Consider the following 18,476-nt stretch of genomic DNA (forward strand, 5'->3'; position numbering starts at 1 on the left):
CCTACGTTGGCGGCCGCGGCAGGATGAGGTAAGGCCGACCCTCCCTCCGGGCCGTCTCCGGACGGGGATGCGGAGGTATCATGTCCGACCTGCTGTCCTTTCCCCGCGACCGCATCAAGGTGCTGCTGCTGGAAGGTATCCATGACACCGCGGTCGAGTGGCTGGCCGCGCATGGCTATACGCAGGTCACCCGGCTGAAGGGCGCGCTCGAAGGTGAGGCACTCGCAGAGGCGCTGGCGGGCACACATATCGTCGGCATCCGCTCGCGCACGCAACTCACCGAAGCGGCCTTCGCCGCCGCCGACCGACTGGTCGCGGTGGGCTGCTTCTGCATCGGCACCAATCAGGTCGATCTGGGTGCGGCACGCAGGCGCGGAATTCCGGTGTTCAATGCGCCGTTCTCCAACACCCGCTCGGTCGCCGAGCTGGTGATGGGCGAGATCGTGATGCTGATGCGCGGCATCGTCGGCAAGTCCAATGCCGCGCATCAGGGCGGCTGGGACAAGTCGGCGGCCAATTCGTGGGAGGTGCGCGGCAAGACGCTCGGCATCGTCGGCTACGGCAATATCGGCAGCCAGCTCTCGGTGCTGGCGGAGGCCTTCGGCATGCGGGTGATGTATTATGACATCACCGACAAGCTCGGCCATGGCAACGTGATCGCCGCCGCCAGCCTCGAGGGGCTGCTTGCCGAGAGCGACGTGGTCAGCCTGCACGTGCCTGAGACGCCCGAGACGGAAGGCATGTTCGGCGCGGCCGAGATCGCGAAGATGAAGCCGGGCAGCTTCCTGATCAACAATGCGCGCGGGATGGTGGTCGACCTCGATGCGGCGGCGGCGGCGCTGCGGAGCGGACATCTGCTGGGCGCGGCGATCGACGTGTTCCCGGTCGAGCCGCGCTCCAACGCTGACCGCTTCACTTCGCCGCTGCAGGGCCTGCCCAACGTCATCCTCACCCCGCATATCGGCGGCTCGACGGCGGAGGCGCAGGAGCGCATCGGCGTCGAGGTGGCCCGCAAGCTGGCCGAGTATTCCGACACCGGCGCGACCTCCGGCGCGGTGAATTTCCCGCAGGTGCAGCTTCCGGCCTCGCCGCGCGGCACGCGCTTCATGCACGTGCACCGCAACGCGCCCGGCATCCTGCGCCGGATCAACGACGCGTTCGCCGATGCGGGTGCGAACATCGCCGCCCAGTATCTTCAGACCGATGGCGAAATCGGCTATGTGGTGGTGGAAGCCGAGCTCGAGCGCGGCACCGACCGCGAGTTGCTCGACACCATCCGCGAACTGGACGGCACCATCCGGGCGCGGCTGCTGTATCGGGAAGACTGAACCCGCACACCGGGAGAAAGCGGATGCCCCTCGTCGAACTCGAGATCGAGCAGCGCCGGCGCTCGCTCGGCGGTGGGCTGGAGGTGGGGCGCGTGCTGCCTTTCGCGCGGCGGCGGATGGTCGGGCCGTTCGTGTTCTTCGACCATATGGGCCCGATCGACCTCGCGCCCGGCACCCATCACGGGCTCGACGTTCGCCCGCACCCGCATATCGGGCTGTCGACCATCACCTATCTGTTCGCCGGTGAGGTGATGCACCGCGATTCGATTGGTTCTGAGCAGGCGATCCGGCCTTCGGAAGTCAACTGGATGACCGCCGGGCGCGGCATCACCCACTCTGAACGCTTCGAGCGCGCGCAGCGGGTCGGCGACCACCTGCACGGCATCCAGGCCTGGGTGGCACTCCCGGTGGGCGACGAGGAGGCCGAGCCCTCCTTCACCCATCACGAGGGGGCGGACCTGCCGCAATGGAGCAGCGACGGCGTCCACGGGCAGCTCATCGCCGGCGAGGCCTACGGGCTGCGGGCCGGCGCGCGCACCCATTCGCCGCTGTTCTACGCGCATCTCGACCTGGAGGCGGGTGCGAGCGCGGAGATCCCCGCAGGCCACGCCGAACGTGCGGTCTATGTCGCGACCGGCAGCGTCGAGCTCGGCGACCGCACCGTGGCTGCGGGCAGGATGGCGGTGGTGGCCGGACATGCCTCGCGGCTGCGGGCTCTGGAACGATCGACGGTGATGGTGCTGGGGGGTGCACCGCTCGGTGAACGGTTCCTGTACTGGAACTTCGTCTCGTCGTCGAAGGACCGGCTGATACAGGCGGCGTCGGACTGGAAGGCGGGGCGGATGGCGCTGCCCCCGGCCGACCACGAGGAGTTCATCCCCCTGCCTGACGACCCGCTGCCGTCGCCGACGCCGATGTGAGCGGCGTGGCCGGCGCGAGTTCCGGATCGGTGCTGCGCGCCAGCAGGGCGAGGCCGCCGGCCAGCGCGATCGCTGACGCCACCACATAGACATGCGCCGGCCAGAGCGGGTTGCCGTCGAATGCGTTGAGCCAGCTCAGCAGCGCCGGTGTCGTCGCCCCGCAGGTGGCGACCGCCAGCGCATAGACCAGTCCGAACCCGGTGGCCCGCTCGGCGGGCGCAAACGCGGTCAGCATCGCCAGCAGCAACGGCGCGAACGGCATCGCGCCGACCAGCCCGATCAGCGACTGTGCGATCGCCAGCACCCCCCAGCTCCGGTCCGCCGCCGCCCAGGCATAGAGCGGCTCGCAGATCAGCATCGACCCGAGCAACGCGACGATGGTCAGCGTCCGCGCACCGAGCCGGCGGGTGAGGATCAGCCCTGCGATCATGCCCACCACCGAAGATGCCAGCCCCAGCGCCATCGCCGCCATCGCCGCACGCGGATGCATGCGCAGCACGGTGATGCCGTAGGTCACGCCATAAGCGCGACCATAGGCCATCGACGTGGTGCCGAGCATGGTGCACAGCACCAGCGCGTGCCGTGCGCCGAGCCGGGTTTCGCTCTCCGCTGCACTGCGGCCCACGGTCTCGCCGACATCGAGCCCACGCCGCAGCCACAGGCCGAATGGCACGATCGCCAGCCCCGCGGCCAGCGCCACCCGCCAGCCCCAGGCATAAAGAGCGGCCTCCGACAGCCAGGCGGACAACACAAGGCCGACACAGACCCCGGTCGTGGCGGCGGCGTTCTGGGTGATGAACTGCAGCAGCACCAGCCCCATCCGCCGCCCGGGCGGTGCAATGTCGAACAGTGCGACCGAGGCCGGCCCGACCTCGCCGCCGTCGGAAAAGCCCTGCAGCAGCCGGCCGGCAATGGTGATCGCGGTGGCGATCCAGCCGATCCGCCCATAGCCGGGGCAGAACGCCACCATTGCGGAGCCCAGCCCCATCAGCCCGAGGCTGGCAAGCAGTGCCAGCCGGCGTCCGCGCCGCTCCGCCACCCTGCCGAGCGCGACCGCACCGAGCGGACGGGCGATGAACGAGATCGCGAATGCGCTCCACGCCACCACCGACTGGCTCGCCGCTCCGCCCTGCGGCAGCAGGGAATGGCCGATCATCGGCGCGAAGGTGGAGAAGACGAGGAAATTGTAGAATTCGAGGAAATTGCCGAGCCCGACCGCGAGGGTCTTCCTCCGGGTCACGCCCGGATTCGTGTCGCGGCGCACGGGCCTTGCAGTCATGACGCACCGTCCCCCGCCGGCGCGGCCTCCCAGGGCAGGCACAGCGCCATCCTGATTTCTTCGGCCACCACCTCCTTCAACCAGACCACGCCTGGATCGGCCACCCCGTCGCGATTGGTCATGAGCGCGATCTGAAGCGCCGGGATCGCCACTGGCGCCTCCGACAGCGACAGTGCCGGCGAGACCGCCGCCATCGACCGCGCCGCATAGATCGGCACCGTACCAACCGCCCGCATGCCGATCAGGAACGCCGGCAGGGCGGAAAAATGCGTCACCGCCGACGCCACCCGGCGCTCGCGCCCGATTGCGCGCAACGCGAGATCGACCGGCCCGTCGCGGCGCGCGCCGGACGCCAGCACATGCGGTAGCGCAAGGTAGGACTCGAGATCGAGCGGCAGGCACACGCCGCAGGCCTCGGCATCGAGGATGCAGGCGAAGCGCACCGATCCGAGCATGTCCTGATGCAGCCGCGTCGGCCGGCTCGACAACGTGCCCACCCCGATTTCCACGGCACGCGATTCGATCAGCGCCGGCAGCTCGGCGTCGCTGCATTCGCGGAACCGCACGCTGACCTGCGGGGCGAAATCCAGCAGCCGGCGCAGGATCGCCGGGCCGACCGCCGACTCGAGCCCGGCCACCAGCCCGAGCACGAACTGCCGCCGCGCGCGGCGCGGGTCGAACCGCGCATCACCCAGCATGGCCTGGCGCAGCAGACCGACCGCCTCTGCCACCGGCTCGGCCATCGCCAGCGCGCGGCGGGTCGGCACCATGCCGTCGCGGCGTGATCGGATGAACAACTCGTCGCCGCACAGCAGCCGCAATCGGCGCAGCGACGCGCTGACTGCGGACTGGGTCAACGAGAGGTGGTCGGCGGCTTGGCTCACGCTGCCCTCGCGGAGGATGGCCAGGAAAGTGAGGGCAAGGTTCAGATCGATCCGGCGTCGCGATGAAGCGCGATCGACCCCCGGATCTATATGAACTGCATTCATAGTTCCCATGATGAGAAACAATTTGAACGCATTGTTGCGCGAATGCAAATCTTTCGGAAAGCGGACGATCAGAGCCGCGACACAAACGGGACAGACACGTCGGCCAGACCTCACCTCCGTGGAGAGACAACGTGCCGAGATTTTCGCGTTACCGATCAGGCCTGGTCGCCACCAGCACGAGACTGGGCGCCTGCGCCGCACTGCTGCTCGCCTCGACCGCCCTCGCCGGTCACGCCCATGCACAGCACGCGCCCGTCAAGGCCGCGCGTCCGGCAGGCAAGGCGAAGCCGGCTTCGGCCTCGCGCTATCATTCGGATTTCCTCGAGCACAGCCATGTCGATCCCGGTCAGACCGAGATCATGGTCCATGCAGGGATCGGCAGCGCCAACGGCGTGACCAACACCACGCCGGGTGGTGGCCTGATGCCCAAGCAGACCGCCCCGATCTCGATCAGCGCCGTCACCCGCGACTACATCGCCAAGCAGTCGCCGACCTCGAACCCGATCGCGCTCGTCAAGGCGCTCCCCGGCGTGGTGTCGGCGAGTGCCGATCCGCTTGGTCAGACCTCGACCTATCTCTCGATCCGCGGGCTTGACCAGACCGAGATCGGCTTCGTCTACGAGGGCGCGCCGATCAGCGATTCAATCAACTACACGCCGTTCACCCAGAACGTCGTCGATACCGACAACATCGCCCGCGTCACCATCACCCAGGGTGCGCCCGACCTGACCGCACCGGTCTACAACGAGGCGGGTGGACTGATGTCGATCACCCTTCGGCCCGCACAGCAGAAGACGGGCGGCACGCTCGATGTCAGCGGCGGCTCGAAATCGCTCTATCGCACCTTCCTGCGCCTCGATTCCGGCGAGCTCGGCCAGAGCGGCATCCGCAGCTTCGTGTCGTTCTCGGCCAGTGGCAACGACCAATGGCGCGGTGTGGGCACGCAGCGCAAATACCATCTCGACGCTCAGGCGATCCGCGAATGGGGCGACGGCAACTCCGCAGCCCTGATCGTGTCGTGGGACGACTATTTCGCCAACTCGTTCCGCAATCCGACGATGGCGCAGTGGAAGCAGTACGGCAGCGGCTTCAACTATACCGGCGGCTACACGCCAGGCGCGATCTATTCGGCAAGTCTGAACACCTACACACGTGATTCGCTGTTCGTGATCGCGCCGACGGTGTTCCGTCTGACCGACGAGCTCACCCTGCATGCGACGCCGACCTTCGCACGCTTCAACGAGTACTACGACAGCGGCACCACGCTGGCCAACAACAGCTATTTCGGCAACCAGCTGGTGAACCTCAACCTGCCTTACACCACCAAGGGGGTTGCGACCGTGCAGAGCATCAACCCGGTGCCGCAGCGCACCGGCATCCTCAGCACGTATCTGACCTGGGAGCACGGCCACAACACCTTCCAGGCCGGCACGGTCTATTCCTATCTCGATCTCGACGAGCCGATCTATTATGGAGTCGCGGATTTCCAGGGCGGGGTCGCCAACCGCTATCTCGACCACAATATCCTGATGCCGGATGGCAGGAAATACGCCACCCTGGACATGAACTTCATCCAGCAGCTCAACAGCCCGTTCGTGTTCGACACGCTCAAGCTGTTCGGCAACCGGCTGTCACTGAGCGCGGGGCTGAAGATGGTTCTGGTGAGCCGCTATTCGACCAACCTGATCCCCGGCGCGGTCTATCATCACGGTGCGAGCTACGACCAGCCGCTGCCACAGGTCGCGATGAGCTGGCAGCTCGGCCCGCACGACCAGATCTACGCCGATGGATACACCACCTATCGCGCCCCGGCCTCGGTTCAGGTCTATGGACAATTGTTCTCGTCGTCGAAGCCGACGGCGGTCTCGGTGGTCAATCCGCTCAAGGGCGAATACACGATCGGCGAGGAGCTCGGCTGGCGCCACTACGGCCTGGTCAACATCACCGCCTCGTTCTTCAACTACAACATTACCAACACACAGGTGAAATCCTACCTCTATGTCAACGCGATCCCGCTGCCGATCCCGCTGGAGGCGGGCGGCAAGACATCGCGCGGCGTGCAGGCGGAGATCGGGCTGCGGCCGTGGCACCATTTCAGCCCCTATGTCTCGGCGCAATACCTGCACGCGACGATGGACAACAATTTCAACGCCGGCGCCGACATCCTGCCGACGGCTGGGAAGGTCGCGGTGCTGAGCCCGAAATTCACCGGGGCAATCGGGCTGTCCTATGACGACGGCACGTTCTTCGGCAATCTCGCCGCGAACTACGTCTCGAGACAGTACACCACCTTCATGAACGACGAGCATATTCCCGGCTACGCGGTCGGCGATCTGACCGCCGGCTATCGCTTCCACAGCATCGGCCCGGCCAAGCATCCCCAGGTACAGCTCAACATCGCCAATCTGGGCGGCTCGGCCTACCTGTCCGGGCTTGCTGGCGCTACCGCCAATGCCAAGGCCACCCAGGGTATCTACGGCCACACCGTGAGCGGTGTCGCGCCCCTCTACATCGTCGGCGGCGGACTTGCCGTCGTCGGCTCGTTCACCACCGGTTTCTGACGGAGACGGCTTCGATGCGCCATATCGCCCTGTCCGCCGCCTTCGGCTGCGCGACCTTCGGCCTCGCTTCAGCGGCCCACGCCGCCTGGCCGCCAGCCGAGGGCCGCGGCAGCTGCGCGGTGAGCGTGCAGAAGGATGTGCCGGCAACCATGCGCGACGGCACCATTCTTCGCGCCGACGTCTATACGCCGAAGACCGATGCCAAGGTACCGGTGATCCTGATGCGCACCCAGTACGGCAAGAGCGAGGCCCAGGTACAGCCCTCGCGCTTCCAGTCGCCGGACTGGTTCGCCTCGCACTGCTATATCGTGGTGATCCAGGACATCCGGGGGCAGGGCAAGTCGTCCGGCAGGTTCTATGAATATCGCTACGATCGCGACGACGGCTACGACACGGTCGAGTGGGCGGCGAGACTGCCGGGTGCGGACGGGCGCGTCGGCATGTATGGATCGTCCTATGTGGGTGCGACGCAATGGCTTGCCGCCACCGCCTCGCCGCCCTCGCTGAAGGCGATCGTGCCGTCCAACACCGCATCGGACTATTACGATGGCTGGACCTACGAGGACGGCGCCTTCCGCCTCGCCTTCATCGAGCCGTGGATGGCCGAGACCATCGCTTCCTCGGCGGCCGCCAACCGCGGAGATGCGGCGCTGGCGCTGCAGCTCTACACGGACGGATCAAACCCGTCGCTGATGATGCACGAACTGCCCTACGACAAGGTGGCTGCCTTCCATCCCGGCGATGCGGCGGTGGCGCCCTACTTCTTCGATGCGGTGGCGCATCCGCTGCGCGATGGCTACTGGAGGGCGTTCGACATACGCTCGCGCTATGCCAAGGTGCAGGTCCCGGTGCTGGCGTTCGACGGCTGGTACGATTCCTTCATCACCGGCGCGCTGGAGAACTTCAACGGTGTGCAGACGCAGGGGGGCACGCCGATCGCCCGCAACAACCAGCGGATCGTCATCGGCCCGTGGGAGCACATCGCCTGGGGGCGGCCCGGTTCGATGGTCAGCCCGCGTCTGCATGCGATCGGACCGGTGGCGAACAGCCCGGTGAACGAGCTGATGCTCGGCTGGTACGACCATTTCCTCAAGGGCATCGACAATGGCATCGCCACCGGCCCGCGGGTGGACTACTTCACCATGGGCGAGAACCGCTGGCACACCGCCACCGCCTGGCCGATCCCCGGCACCCAGTATCGCACCTTCCATCTCGCCAGCCGGATGGGCGCGAACTCGGTGATGGGCGACGGTGCATTGCTCGATGTCCCGCCCGCCACCGCGCCGGGCCGTCCTGCACCGATCAAGGTGGCGTTCGGCGCGGCGGCGGACCCGGCCCGGCTGAGTGCCGAGACCGACAGCTTCGTCTATGATCCGGCCAATCCGGTGCCCAGCCTGGGCGGTCACTCCTGCTGTGCCTGGTTCAGCGGCAGCCAGGGCCAGTTCGACCAGTCGGCCCTCGAACAGCGCGGCGACATCCTCGTCTACAGCACCGATCCGCTCTCGGAACCGATCGACGTGACGGGCCCGATCACGGTCGAGCTCTACGCCGCCACCACTGCGAAAGACACCGATTTTACCGCCAAGCTGGTGGACGTGTTCCCCGACGGCACCGCGATCAACGTCGCCAACGGCATCCAGCGCGCAGCGGTGCGCGACAGCCTCGAACATCTGTCGCCGGTCACGCCGGGCGCCGTGACCCTGTACCGGATCAAGGTCTGGCCGACCTCGAACCTGTTCGCCGCCGGCCATCGCATCCGGCTGGAGATCTCGTCGAGCGACTATCCGCAATTCGCACCCAATCCCAATACCGGCGCACCGTTCGGCACCACGTCGGCGAGCATCAAGGCAACGCAGACCATCTATCACGACGATGCCCACCCCTCGGTGCTGATCCTGCCGGTGATCCCGGCCGGCGCCGCCGGCGCGGGTGCCGATGCCGCGCCGCTGAAATAGCCGAACCGGCGGTCACCCGCGGGCGTTTGACAGCCCGCAACGGGTGGGGAGGGTGCGGGTGACGCGCTGGCAGCGGATCGTTTCGCGGATCGTCCGGCGCGTCTGGTTCCGCGCCGCGCTGATCAGCCTGTGCGGCGTGTTGGTCGCGGCCCTTGCCGGGGTGGTCGCCCGCTTCGTGCCGTTCCGCGTGGCGGGAAATCTTGGCCAGAACGCCGTCGACTCGATCCTCGAGATCATGGCATCGAGCATGCTGGCCGTAACGACCTTCTCGATCAACGCGATGGTCACCGCCTACAGCTCGTCGACACAGACCGCCACACCACGCGCGACACAACTGATGGTCGACGACCCGACCTCGCAGAACGCACTGTCGACGTTCCTCGGCGCGTTCGTGTTCTCGGTGGTCGGCATCATCGGCCTGCAGACCGGCATCTATGGCGAACAGGGGCGGGTGATCCTGTTCGCCGGCACGGTGCTGCTGGTCGGCGTCGTTGTGGTCACCCTGCTGCGCTGGATCGCCCACATCACCATCTTCGGGCGGCTGGCGGACGTGATCGACCGCGTCGAACACGCCGCGGCAGAGGCAATGCGCCGCTTTGCAGAGGACGCGCGCATCGGCGGACTGCCGGCGGTGGCGATCCCCACACAGGCGGAGAGGGTGTGCGGCAACACCACCGGCTATGTCACACATGTCGACCTTTCGCTCCTGGGCAGGCTGGCCGACTCGCACGGGCTGACCCTGCATGTGGTCGCGACCCCGGGCGTGATGGTCGACCCGCTGCGGCCGCTGCTGCATGCGATGGCCGAGGACAATGCGACCCGCCCGAACCTCGACGACGAACTGCGCGGCAGGCTCGTCTCGGCGTTCAGCATCGAGCGCCATCGCAGTTTCGACCAGGATCCGCGCCTGGGGCTGATCGCGCTTGGCGAGATCGCCAGCCGCGCCCTCTCACCCGCGGTCAACGATCCCGGCACGGCCATCGAGGTGATGAATGCCCTGCTGCGCGTGCTGCTGCTGCTGCCGGCCGAGGAGCCGGACCAGGACGAGCGCGCGCAGCGTCCTGCGGTGCATATTACCCGGCCGGTGATCGGCGAGATGATGGAGGACGCCTTCCGTCCGCTGCTGCGAGACGGCGCCAGCATGATCGAGGTGATGCTTCGCGCCAGCGGCACGCTCGACGCGATCCATCGCAACCTGCCGGTGGCCCGTTCGGCGGCGATCGCCTACGCCGCGCGACTGCGCAGCTCGGCCGTCTCGGCAATCGAGTCGCCCGCATCGCGCGACGAGTTCGAGGCCGCGCACGACAGGCTCTGGGCCGGCCGCGGCTAGACCCCTTTCAGGCGAGCAGATCGCGCCAGCCCGGCTCGCGATTCATCACCGCGGCGACGAAGCCGCAACGCGGCACCACCTTGAGCCCGCGCGCGCGGACGTCGTCGAGCACGGCCGCCACCAGCGCACGACCAAGCCCCCTGCCCTTCGCCGCCGCCGGCACCTCGGCATGGATCAACACGATGCGCCCCGCCGCCTCGTCCAGCCGGTAGTCGATGAAGCCGAGCCCGTTCTCGCTCGGCAGTTCGTAGCGCGATGCGGTGCGATTGTCGGTGAGCGACATGTTTTCCTCCCTGCTCCTCACCAACGATATGGCGATGCAGCAGATGGATCGCTAGGCTGCGAGTCATGAACGTCGTCGATCCGCAAGCCCCGCGCCTTTCACCGCTCGCCGCTCTCGAAGCCCAGGTCAGGCAGGATCTGGAGCGCGTCGCCTACCCCGCGCCGCTCTGGGTGCCGCCGCGCACGGCCGGCGGTGCGCCGGTGCTCGATGTCGCCATCGTCGGCGGCGGCCAGGGCGGACTCGGCGCCGCGTTCGGCCTGATGCGCGAGCGCATCGTCAACATCCGCATCTTCGACCGCGGCGAGCCGGGGCTGGAGGGTCCATGGGTGACCTTCGCGCGCATGCTCACCCTGCGCACGCCCAAGCATGTCACCGGACCCGATGGCGGCATCCCGTCCCTCACGCCGCAATCGTGGTTCGAGGCGCGCTACGGGGCGGAGGCATGGGAGACGCTCGACAAGATCTCGCGTCATGACTGGCAGGACTACCTGCGCTGGTTCCGCGCGGTGCTGTCGCTGCCGGTGCAGAACCACAGCGAGGTGGTCGATATCGAGCCGGCGACCGACGATACGGGCGACCGCATCCTCAGGCTGTCCGTGCTGGGCCCCGACGGCCCGCAAACCCACTACACGCGCAAGGTCGTGCTGGCGACCGGTATCGCCGGCAGCGGAAGATGGCAGATCCCCGCTTCGATCTCGCAGGCCCTGCCCGAAGACCGTTATGCACATACCGCGGCCGAGATCGATTTCGAGCGCCTGCGCGGCGCGCGCATCGCGGTGCTGGGCGCCGGCGCCTCGGCGTTCGACAATGCCGCCACCGCGCTGGAGGGCGGCGCTGGTTCGGTCACGCTGTGTCTGCGTCGCCGGGTGATTCCGAGCGTCAACCCCTATCGCTGGATGGAACAGGCCGGATTCCTCGGCCACCACGCCGAGTTGCCGGATCGGCTGCGCTGGGAGTTCATGCGCCACATCTTCGATCTCAACCAGCCGCCGCCGCAGGACACGTTCTGGCGCTGCCGCAGGCACACCAATTTCTCCTTCCGCACCGGTGCGCCGTTCCTCGACATCCGCATGCAGGGCAACGAGGTCATCGCCACCCTGCCGGAGGGCGAGTTGGCATTCGACTTCCTCATCGTCGGCACCGGTTTCGAGGTCGATTTCGCGCAGCGCCCCGAGACCGCCCGCTTCGCCGGGCAGATCGCCCTGTGGCGCGACCGCTACACGCCCGAACCCGGCTCGGAACATGCCCTGCTCGGCACCTATCCCTATCTCGGCGACGCGTTCCAGTTCGTCGAGCGCGATGCGGGAGCGGCGCCGGAGCTGGCCGACATCCACAATTTCACCTTTGGCGCCACGCCGAGCATGGGTCTGTCGGGCGCGTCGATCAGCGGCATGAAATACGGCGTCGCCCGACTGGTCAGCGGCATCGCCCGTGACCTCTATCGCACCGACGCCGAACGCCATCTTGTCAGCCTGCGCGCCTATGAGACGCCCGAGCTCACCAGCCTCGACCCTCCTGTGTGTTGACTGTGTCTGGAACGGCCATCTGGCGCGCGTTTTCTCCGCTTCGCTGCTCACGGCCATCAAGGCCGCTCCGCTGCGATGCTCGAAAGCCTCACGCCATCTGACCATTCCAGACACAGTCAACGACGAGTTCTTTCAGGCGGTTCGATGGGTGACAGACCCCACCGAACCCACCCGAAAATTCCAGACGTCTTTTTGATTCTTTTTCTTCAGAAAAAGAAGAGCTACGCCGAAATCCGCGTCTGCGACGCACCGCCCTGATCCTCGAGGAAGCGGGCGAATTCCTTCGGCACCACATGCCAGAAGCGCGGCAGAACGCGTTCCCATTCATGCAGCAGCAGGGCCGCATATTTGGAAGAGGTCTCGCGCGCATGCGTCTCGACCAGGCCGCGCAGCTTTTCCTCCCAGCGCCCCGGCGTCACGCGTGACCAGCCGATGGTCTCGGCATTTGCCAGGGTGGAGAACCTGTCTTCCGGATCGTAGACGAAGGCCATGCCACCGGTGAAACCGGCGCCGAAATTCTCGCCGATCTCACCGAGGATCGCGACGACGCCGCCGGTCATGTATTCGCAGCCATTCGATCCGCAGCCCTCGACCACAGCTGTCGCACCGGAGTTGCGCACCGCGAAGCGCTCGCCGGCCTGACCTGCGGCATAGAGCTCGCCGCTGGTCGCCCCATAGAGCACGGTGTTGCCGATGATCGCGTTCTCGTTGCTCACCAGCGTCGAGGATGGCGCCTGGCGCACCACGATGGTCGCCCCCGACAGTCCCTTGCCGACATAGTCGTTGGCGTCGCCGATCACCTCGAGCTTGAGGCCGCGTACGGCGAAGGCGCCGAGCGACTGGCCGGCGGAGCCGCGCAGGCGCACCGTGATGTGGCCTGGTGCGAGCGTGGTCATGCCGAAGCGGCGCACGATCTTGCTGCTCAGCCGCGTGCCGATGGCACGATGCGTGTTCTGCACGTTGTAGTGCAGCTGCATCTTCTCGCCGTGCTCGAACAGCGGCTTCGCATCGATCACCATCTGCGCGTCCAGCGTGTCCGGCACCTCGTTGCGGCCCTCGCGGGTGCAGTAGCGGGCATAGGGTCCGGGATCGGCCTGGGCGAGCAGCGGGTTGAGATCGAGATCGTCGAGATAGTCCGCACCGCGGCTGACCTGATAGAGCAGGTCGGTGCGACCGATGATGTCGTCGAGCTTCGCATAGCCCAGCTCGGCGAGGATGTTGCGCACGTCCTCGGCGATGAACGAGAACAGGTTGATGACCTTCTCGGGCGTGCCTTCGAACTTGGCGCGCAGCGCGTCGTCCTGAGTGCACACGCCGACGGGGCAGGTGTTGGAATGGCACTGGCGCACCATGATGCAGCCCATCGCCACCAGCGAGGCGGTGCCGATGCCGTATTCCTCCGCGCCCAGCATCGCCGCGATCACCACGTCGCGACCGGTCTTGAGGCCACCGTCGGTGCGCAGCTTGATGCGATGGCGCAGACGGTTGAGCATCAGCACCTGATGCGTCTCGGCCAACCCCATCTCCCACGGACCGCCGGCATACTTGACCGAGCTCTGCGGGCTCGCGCCGGTGCCGCCCGAATGACCGGAGATCAGGATCGCATCGGCCTTGGCCTTGGCCACACCTGCGGCAATGGTGCCGATGCCTGCGCGCGCGACGAGCTTCACACAGACCGTCGCATCCGGATTGATCTGCTTGAGATCGTAGATGAGCTGCGCAAGATCCTCGATCGAATAGATGTCGTGATGCGGCGGCGGGCTGATCAGCGTCACCCCGGGCGTCGCATGACGCAGGCGCGCGATCAGCTCGGTCACCTTGAAGCCCGGAAGCTGGCCGCCTTCGCCGGGCTTGGCCCCTTGCGCGACCTTGATCTCGATCTCGCGACAGTCGTTGAGATACTGCGCGGTGACGCCGAAGCGACCCGATGCGATCTGCTTGATTGCCGAGGAGGCGTTGTCGCCATTGGCGCGGGGACGCGCACGGGCCGGATCTTCGCCACCCTCGCCTGAGTCAGAGCGCGCACCGATGCGGTTCATCGCGATCGACAGCGTCTCGTGCGCCTCTGGGCTGAGCGCGCCGAGCGAGATGCCGGGGGCCAGCAGGCGCTTGCGGATCTCGGTGATGCTCTCGACGTCTTCCACCGGGATCGGCTTGCGCTTGGAGCGGAAGCCGAGCAGGTCGCGGAGTGCCACGGGCGGCTGCCGGCGCACGGCCTCGGCATAGCGGCGATAGACGGTGAAGCTGTCGGTCGCACACGCAACCTGCAGCGTGTGAATCAGCGATCCGTCGAAAGCGTGCGTCTCGCCCGAGCGGCGCATCTTATAGAAGCCGCCGACCGGCAGGGTCACCACCGCATGATCCCAGGCCTTCGCGTGCCGTTCGAGCACGTTGCGGGCGAGGCCGGTCAGCCCGATGCCGGAGATGCGCGACTGCATACCGGGGAAGAATTCCGCCACCAGCGCGCGCGAGAGGCCGATCGCCTCGAAATTGTAGCCGCCGCGATAGGAGGCGACGACCGAGATGCCCATCTTGGACATCGTCTTGAGCAGGCCCTTGTCGATCGCCTTGGCATAGCGCTTGACGGCAGCGGCGAGCGAGAGATCGCCGAACAGGCCGCGACGATGCCGGTCGGCGATGCATTCCTCGGCAAGATAGGGATTGACGGTGGTGGCGCCCACCCCGATCGCAACCGCGATCGCATGCACATCCATGCAGTCGGCGACACGCACGTTGAGCGATGTGAAGGTGCGCAGCGAGGTGCGTACCAGATGCGTGTGCACCGCGGCCGTCGCCAGGATCATCGGCACCGCGGCACGCGTGCGATCCTGCGCCTCGTCGGTGAGGAAGACATGCGTGCAGCCTTCGCGCACCCGCTCCTCCGCCTCGCGACGGATGCGGTCGAGCGCCTGGCGCAGGCCGATCGCGCCCTCGGCGACGGCGAAGGTGCAATCGATCGTGCAGGCCTCGTCGCCGACGAAATCGCGTAAGGCCTGATAGCCGGCATTCGACAGCAGCGGGCTGTCGAGCTGCAGCAGGTCACACTGCTCGGCGCTTTCGGCGAGGATGTTGCCGAGATTGCCCAGCCGGGTCTTCAGACTCATCACCCGGGTTTCGCGCAGGCTGTCGATCGGCGGGTTGGTGACCTGGCTGAATGCCTGGCGGAAATAGTGATGCAGGCCGCGATAATGTGCCGACAGCACCGCGAGCGGCGTGTCGTCACCCATGCTGCCGATCGCCTCCTGCGCGGTCTCGACCATCGGGTGCAGGATCGCCTCGAGCTCCTCCAGCGTGATGCCGGCGGCGAGCTGGCGGCGGCGCAGTTCCTCGGCGCCATACAGCGCCGGCTGCGCGGCGCCTGCATGCACCACGCCGTCGATGCGGCGGATGTTCTTCACCCACGCACCGAACTCATGTCGCGAACACAGCATGTCGAGCACCGCGTTGTGCTCGTAGAAACGCCCATCCGACAGGCGCACGGCGATCATCTGCCCCGGGCCAAGCCGCCCACGCTCGGCAATGTCGGCTTCCATCACCTTCACCATGCCGGTCTCGGAGCCGACGATCAGCAGGCCCTCGCGGGTGCGCGTATAGCGCAGCGGGCGCAGCCCGTTGCGGTCGAGCCCGGCCACGACCCATTCGCCATCGGTCGCACAGATCGCCGCCGGCCCGTCCCACGGCTCCATCACCGCGTTGCAGTAGCGGAAGAGGTCGTCATGCGCGCGGTGCTCGCCCGGCACCCTGGCCTCGTCGTCATGTGCCACGCAGCCGGGCACCAGCAGCGCCTTGGCCATCGGCGCATCGCGCCCGGCGATGGTGAGCAGCTCGAAGACGTTGTCGAGCGAGGCGGTGTCGGAATTGCCCGCCTGCACCACCGGCTTGATGTCCTCGATATGCGCATCGAGCCCCGGATCGGCGAGCCGCGTCTCGTGGCTCTTCATCCAGTTGGTGTTGCCGGAGATGGTATTGATCTCGCCGTTATGCGCCACGCGGCGGAACGGCTGCGCGAGCTTCCAGGTCGGGAAGGTGTTGGTCGAGTAGCGCTGGTGATAGATCGCGAAGCGGCTGACGAAGCGCGCGTCGCGCAGGTCGGGATAGAAATCCGTCAGGTGCTCGGCAAGGAACATGCCCTTGTAGACCAGCGACCGGCATGACAGCGAGCAGATGTAGAGCTCGCCAAGCTGGCTGGCGATCGCCTGCTTCTCGATGCGACGGCGGATGATGTAGAGGTCGCGCTCGAACTCGGCCTCGTTGCGGCCCAGCGCGTTGCGGATCATGATCTGCTCGATCTCGGGCCGGGTGGCGTTGGCCTTCTCGCCGATCACGCGGGTGTCGATCGGCACCTGACGCCAGCCATAGATCGCATAGCCGAAGGCGAGGATCTCGGTCTCGACGATCTGCCGGCAGCGCTCCTGCGCAGAGAGATCGGTCTTGGGCATGAACACCATGCCGACCGCGATCTGCCGGCCGTCGGTGACGTCGCCAGTGGCGGTGATCGCATCGGCGAAGAAATCCTGCGGGATCTCGACATGGATGCCCGCACCGTCGCCGGTCTTGCCGTCGGCATCGACGGCGCCGCGGTGCCAGACCGCCTTGAGTGCCGCGATGCCGGCCTCGACCACATCGCGGCGCGGCGTGCCGTCGAGCGCGACGATGCAGCCGACGCCACAGGAGTCGTGCTCGTCCTCGGGGTGGTAGAGCCCGGCCAGGCGCCGTGCATTGTCGGACCAGCCGGAGACGAACGCCGCCCCGCTTTCTGCCGACATGTCGTGATTGGTCCCGTCCATCGCGCTCACTCCGCCACCAGCATGGCATTGGCCTGGCCGGCCGACATCGCCTGTCCGTTGATGAAATCGATGATTTTCGCCGCCGAATCGCGCCCGTCGCGGATCGCCCACACCACCAGCGACGCGCCGCGCACGATGTCGCCGGCCGCGAACACGCCGGGCAGCGAGGTCATCGTCGTGCTGCGGTCCACCTTGAGCGTGCCCCAGCGGCTGACCTCCAGTCCCGGCTCGTCCCACAGCTGGGGCAGTGCCTCGGGATCAAAGCCGAACGCCTTGATGACGAGCTGCGCGGGAACCGTGAAATGGCCGTTCTCGACCGGCTCCACCGCCTGGCGGCCGGTGGCATCACGCATGCCCAGGCGCATCTGCAAGGCGCGCACGCCGCTGACCCGTCCGCCGGCGCTGTCATCGCCGACGAAAGCCTCAGGTTGCGCCAGCCAGACGAACTCGACACCCTCTTCCTCGGCGTTCTTCACCTCGCGCAGCGAGCCGGGCATGTTGAGCCGGTCGCGGCGATAGAGGCATTTGACCGATTTCGCGCCCTGGCGGATCGCGGTGCGCACGCAGTCCATCGCGGTGTCGCCGCCGCCGAGCACTACCACGTCCAGTCCGGCCGCGTTGAGACTGCCATCGGCATGGGCGGCCACCTCGTCGCCCAGATTGGCGCGGTTGGACGCGGTCAGGTAATCCAGCGCTGGCACGATACCGTCCAGCCCGCTGCCCGGGCCGCCGATGTCGCGTGCGGCATACACGCCGGTCGCGATCAGCAGCGCGTCATGGCGCGCGCGCAGGGCTGCAAAGCCGATACCGGTCTCGTCGTCGACCATGCCGCCCACCACCGGGCGCCCGAGATGGAAGGTGATGCCGCTCGCCTCGAGATGCTCGCGCCGGCGCAGCACGATCGACTTCTCCAGCTTGAATCCCGGGATGCCGTAGATCAACAGGCCGCCGACGCGGTCGTAGCGGTCATAGACATGCACCTGGAAGCCCTGCTTGCGGAGCTGCTCCGCGGCCGCCAGGCCGCCGGGGCCGGCGCCGATGATGCCGACGCTCTCCGGCCGCTCGGCGACCGGGGCGATCGGCTTCACCCACCCCTCGTCCCAGGCATTGTCGGTAATGAAGCGCTCGACGGCGCCGATGGTGACGCTCTCGAATCCCTTCTCGATGACGCAGTTGCCCTCGCAGAGCCGGTCCTGCGGGCAGATGCGGCCGCAGATCTCGGGAAAATTGTTGGTCGCCGAGCTGACCTCATAGGCCTCCTGCAAGCGCCCCTCGGCGGCGAGCTTCAGCCAGTCGGGGATGTTGTTGCCGAGCGGGCAATGCACCGAGCAGAACGGGATGCCGCACTGGCTGCAGCGCGAGGCCTGCGCCTCCGCCTCCGGCAGGGCGAAGTCGCGGTAGATCTCCCCGAAATCGGCCCGACGATCCGCCACGCCGCGTTTCGGCGGCTGGCGCTGCGGCCGCGAGACGAATTGCAGCATGCGGTCCGTCATCGTCGGTTTCCTTCTCCCGTCTGGC

Annotated in this window: 11 protein-coding genes; 6 read left to right on the top strand and 5 right to left on the bottom strand. The window is 67.2% G+C overall.

Annotated elements, in window-relative coordinates:
• The first annotated feature begins 80 nt into the window (after positions 1 to 80).
• Together serA and FHR90_RS02955 are read left to right on the top strand one after the other, a co-directional pair.
• Positions 81 to 1,328, top strand: a complete 1,248-nt coding sequence (gene serA, locus FHR90_RS02950; protein ID WP_176622770.1) for a phosphoglycerate dehydrogenase — start codon at positions 81 to 83, stop codon at positions 1,326 to 1,328.
• Between the two features lie 23 nt (positions 1,329 to 1,351).
• The gene (locus FHR90_RS02955; RefSeq protein WP_176622772.1) at positions 1,352 to 2,248 is read left to right on the top strand and encodes a pirin family protein; all 897 of its coding nucleotides are present in this window, start codon (positions 1,352 to 1,354) and stop codon (positions 2,246 to 2,248) included.
• Here the strand turns inward: FHR90_RS02955 and FHR90_RS02960 are convergent.
• A complete protein-coding gene (locus tag FHR90_RS02960; RefSeq protein WP_176622774.1) occupies positions 2,202 to 3,527 on the bottom strand; it encodes an MFS transporter in 1,326 nt (441 codons plus the stop codon). The genes FHR90_RS02955 and FHR90_RS02960 overlap by 47 nt on opposite strands.
• Positions 3,524 to 4,525 (bottom strand): LysR family transcriptional regulator, encoded by a 1,002-nt coding sequence (locus FHR90_RS02965; protein ID WP_338082144.1) that lies wholly within the window; start codon positions 4,523 to 4,525, stop codon positions 3,524 to 3,526. The genes FHR90_RS02960 and FHR90_RS02965 overlap by 4 nt, the downstream gene beginning before the upstream one ends.
• Positions 4,526 to 4,647: 122 nt before the next feature.
• Between FHR90_RS02965 and FHR90_RS02970 the strand changes: the two genes are divergently transcribed.
• Genes FHR90_RS02970 through FHR90_RS02980 form a run of 3 tightly spaced genes read left to right on the top strand, consistent with a single transcriptional unit; the run spans position 4,648 to position 10,362 of the window.
• Positions 4,648 to 7,077, top strand: coding sequence for a TonB-dependent receptor (locus FHR90_RS02970; RefSeq protein WP_176621953.1), 2,430 nt, complete (start codon positions 4,648 to 4,650; stop codon positions 7,075 to 7,077).
• 14 nt (positions 7,078 to 7,091) lie between these two features.
• Complete coding sequence (locus tag FHR90_RS02975; protein ID WP_176621952.1) at positions 7,092 to 9,032, top strand: CocE/NonD family hydrolase; 1,941 nt, start codon at positions 7,092 to 7,094, stop codon at positions 9,030 to 9,032.
• Between the two features lie 58 nt (positions 9,033 to 9,090).
• Complete coding sequence (locus FHR90_RS02980) at positions 9,091 to 10,362, top strand: DUF2254 domain-containing protein (RefSeq protein WP_176621951.1); 1,272 nt, start codon at positions 9,091 to 9,093, stop codon at positions 10,360 to 10,362.
• A 7-nt stretch (positions 10,363 to 10,369) separates the two neighbouring features.
• Here the strand turns inward: FHR90_RS02980 and FHR90_RS02985 are convergent, their stop codons facing one another.
• A complete protein-coding gene (locus FHR90_RS02985) occupies positions 10,370 to 10,645 on the bottom strand; it encodes a GNAT family N-acetyltransferase (RefSeq protein ID WP_176621950.1) in 276 nt (91 codons plus the stop codon).
• Positions 10,646 to 10,710: 65 nt separating this feature from the next.
• On the opposite strand from FHR90_RS02985, the gene FHR90_RS02990 reads away from it, so the two are divergent.
• Positions 10,711 to 12,171: a flavin-containing monooxygenase gene (locus FHR90_RS02990; protein ID WP_176621949.1), complete on the top strand. Its 1,461-nt coding sequence runs from the start codon at positions 10,711 to 10,713 to the stop codon at positions 12,169 to 12,171.
• A 221-nt stretch (positions 12,172 to 12,392) separates the two neighbouring features.
• Here the strand turns inward: FHR90_RS02990 and gltB are convergent, their stop codons facing one another.
• Positions 12,393 to 16,937, bottom strand: coding sequence for a glutamate synthase large subunit (gene gltB / locus FHR90_RS02995; RefSeq protein WP_176621954.1), 4,545 nt, complete (start codon positions 16,935 to 16,937; stop codon positions 12,393 to 12,395).
• Between the two features lie 26 nt (positions 16,938 to 16,963).
• Complete coding sequence (locus tag FHR90_RS03000) at positions 16,964 to 18,451, bottom strand: NAD(P)-dependent oxidoreductase (protein ID WP_176621948.1); 1,488 nt, start codon at positions 18,449 to 18,451, stop codon at positions 16,964 to 16,966.
• Between the last annotated feature and the right edge of the window lie 25 nt (positions 18,452 to 18,476).

Origin of the sequence: Endobacter medicaginis (assembly GCF_014192375.1) — a bacterium.
Lineage (GTDB): Bacteria > Pseudomonadota > Alphaproteobacteria > Acetobacterales > Acetobacteraceae > Endobacter > Endobacter medicaginis.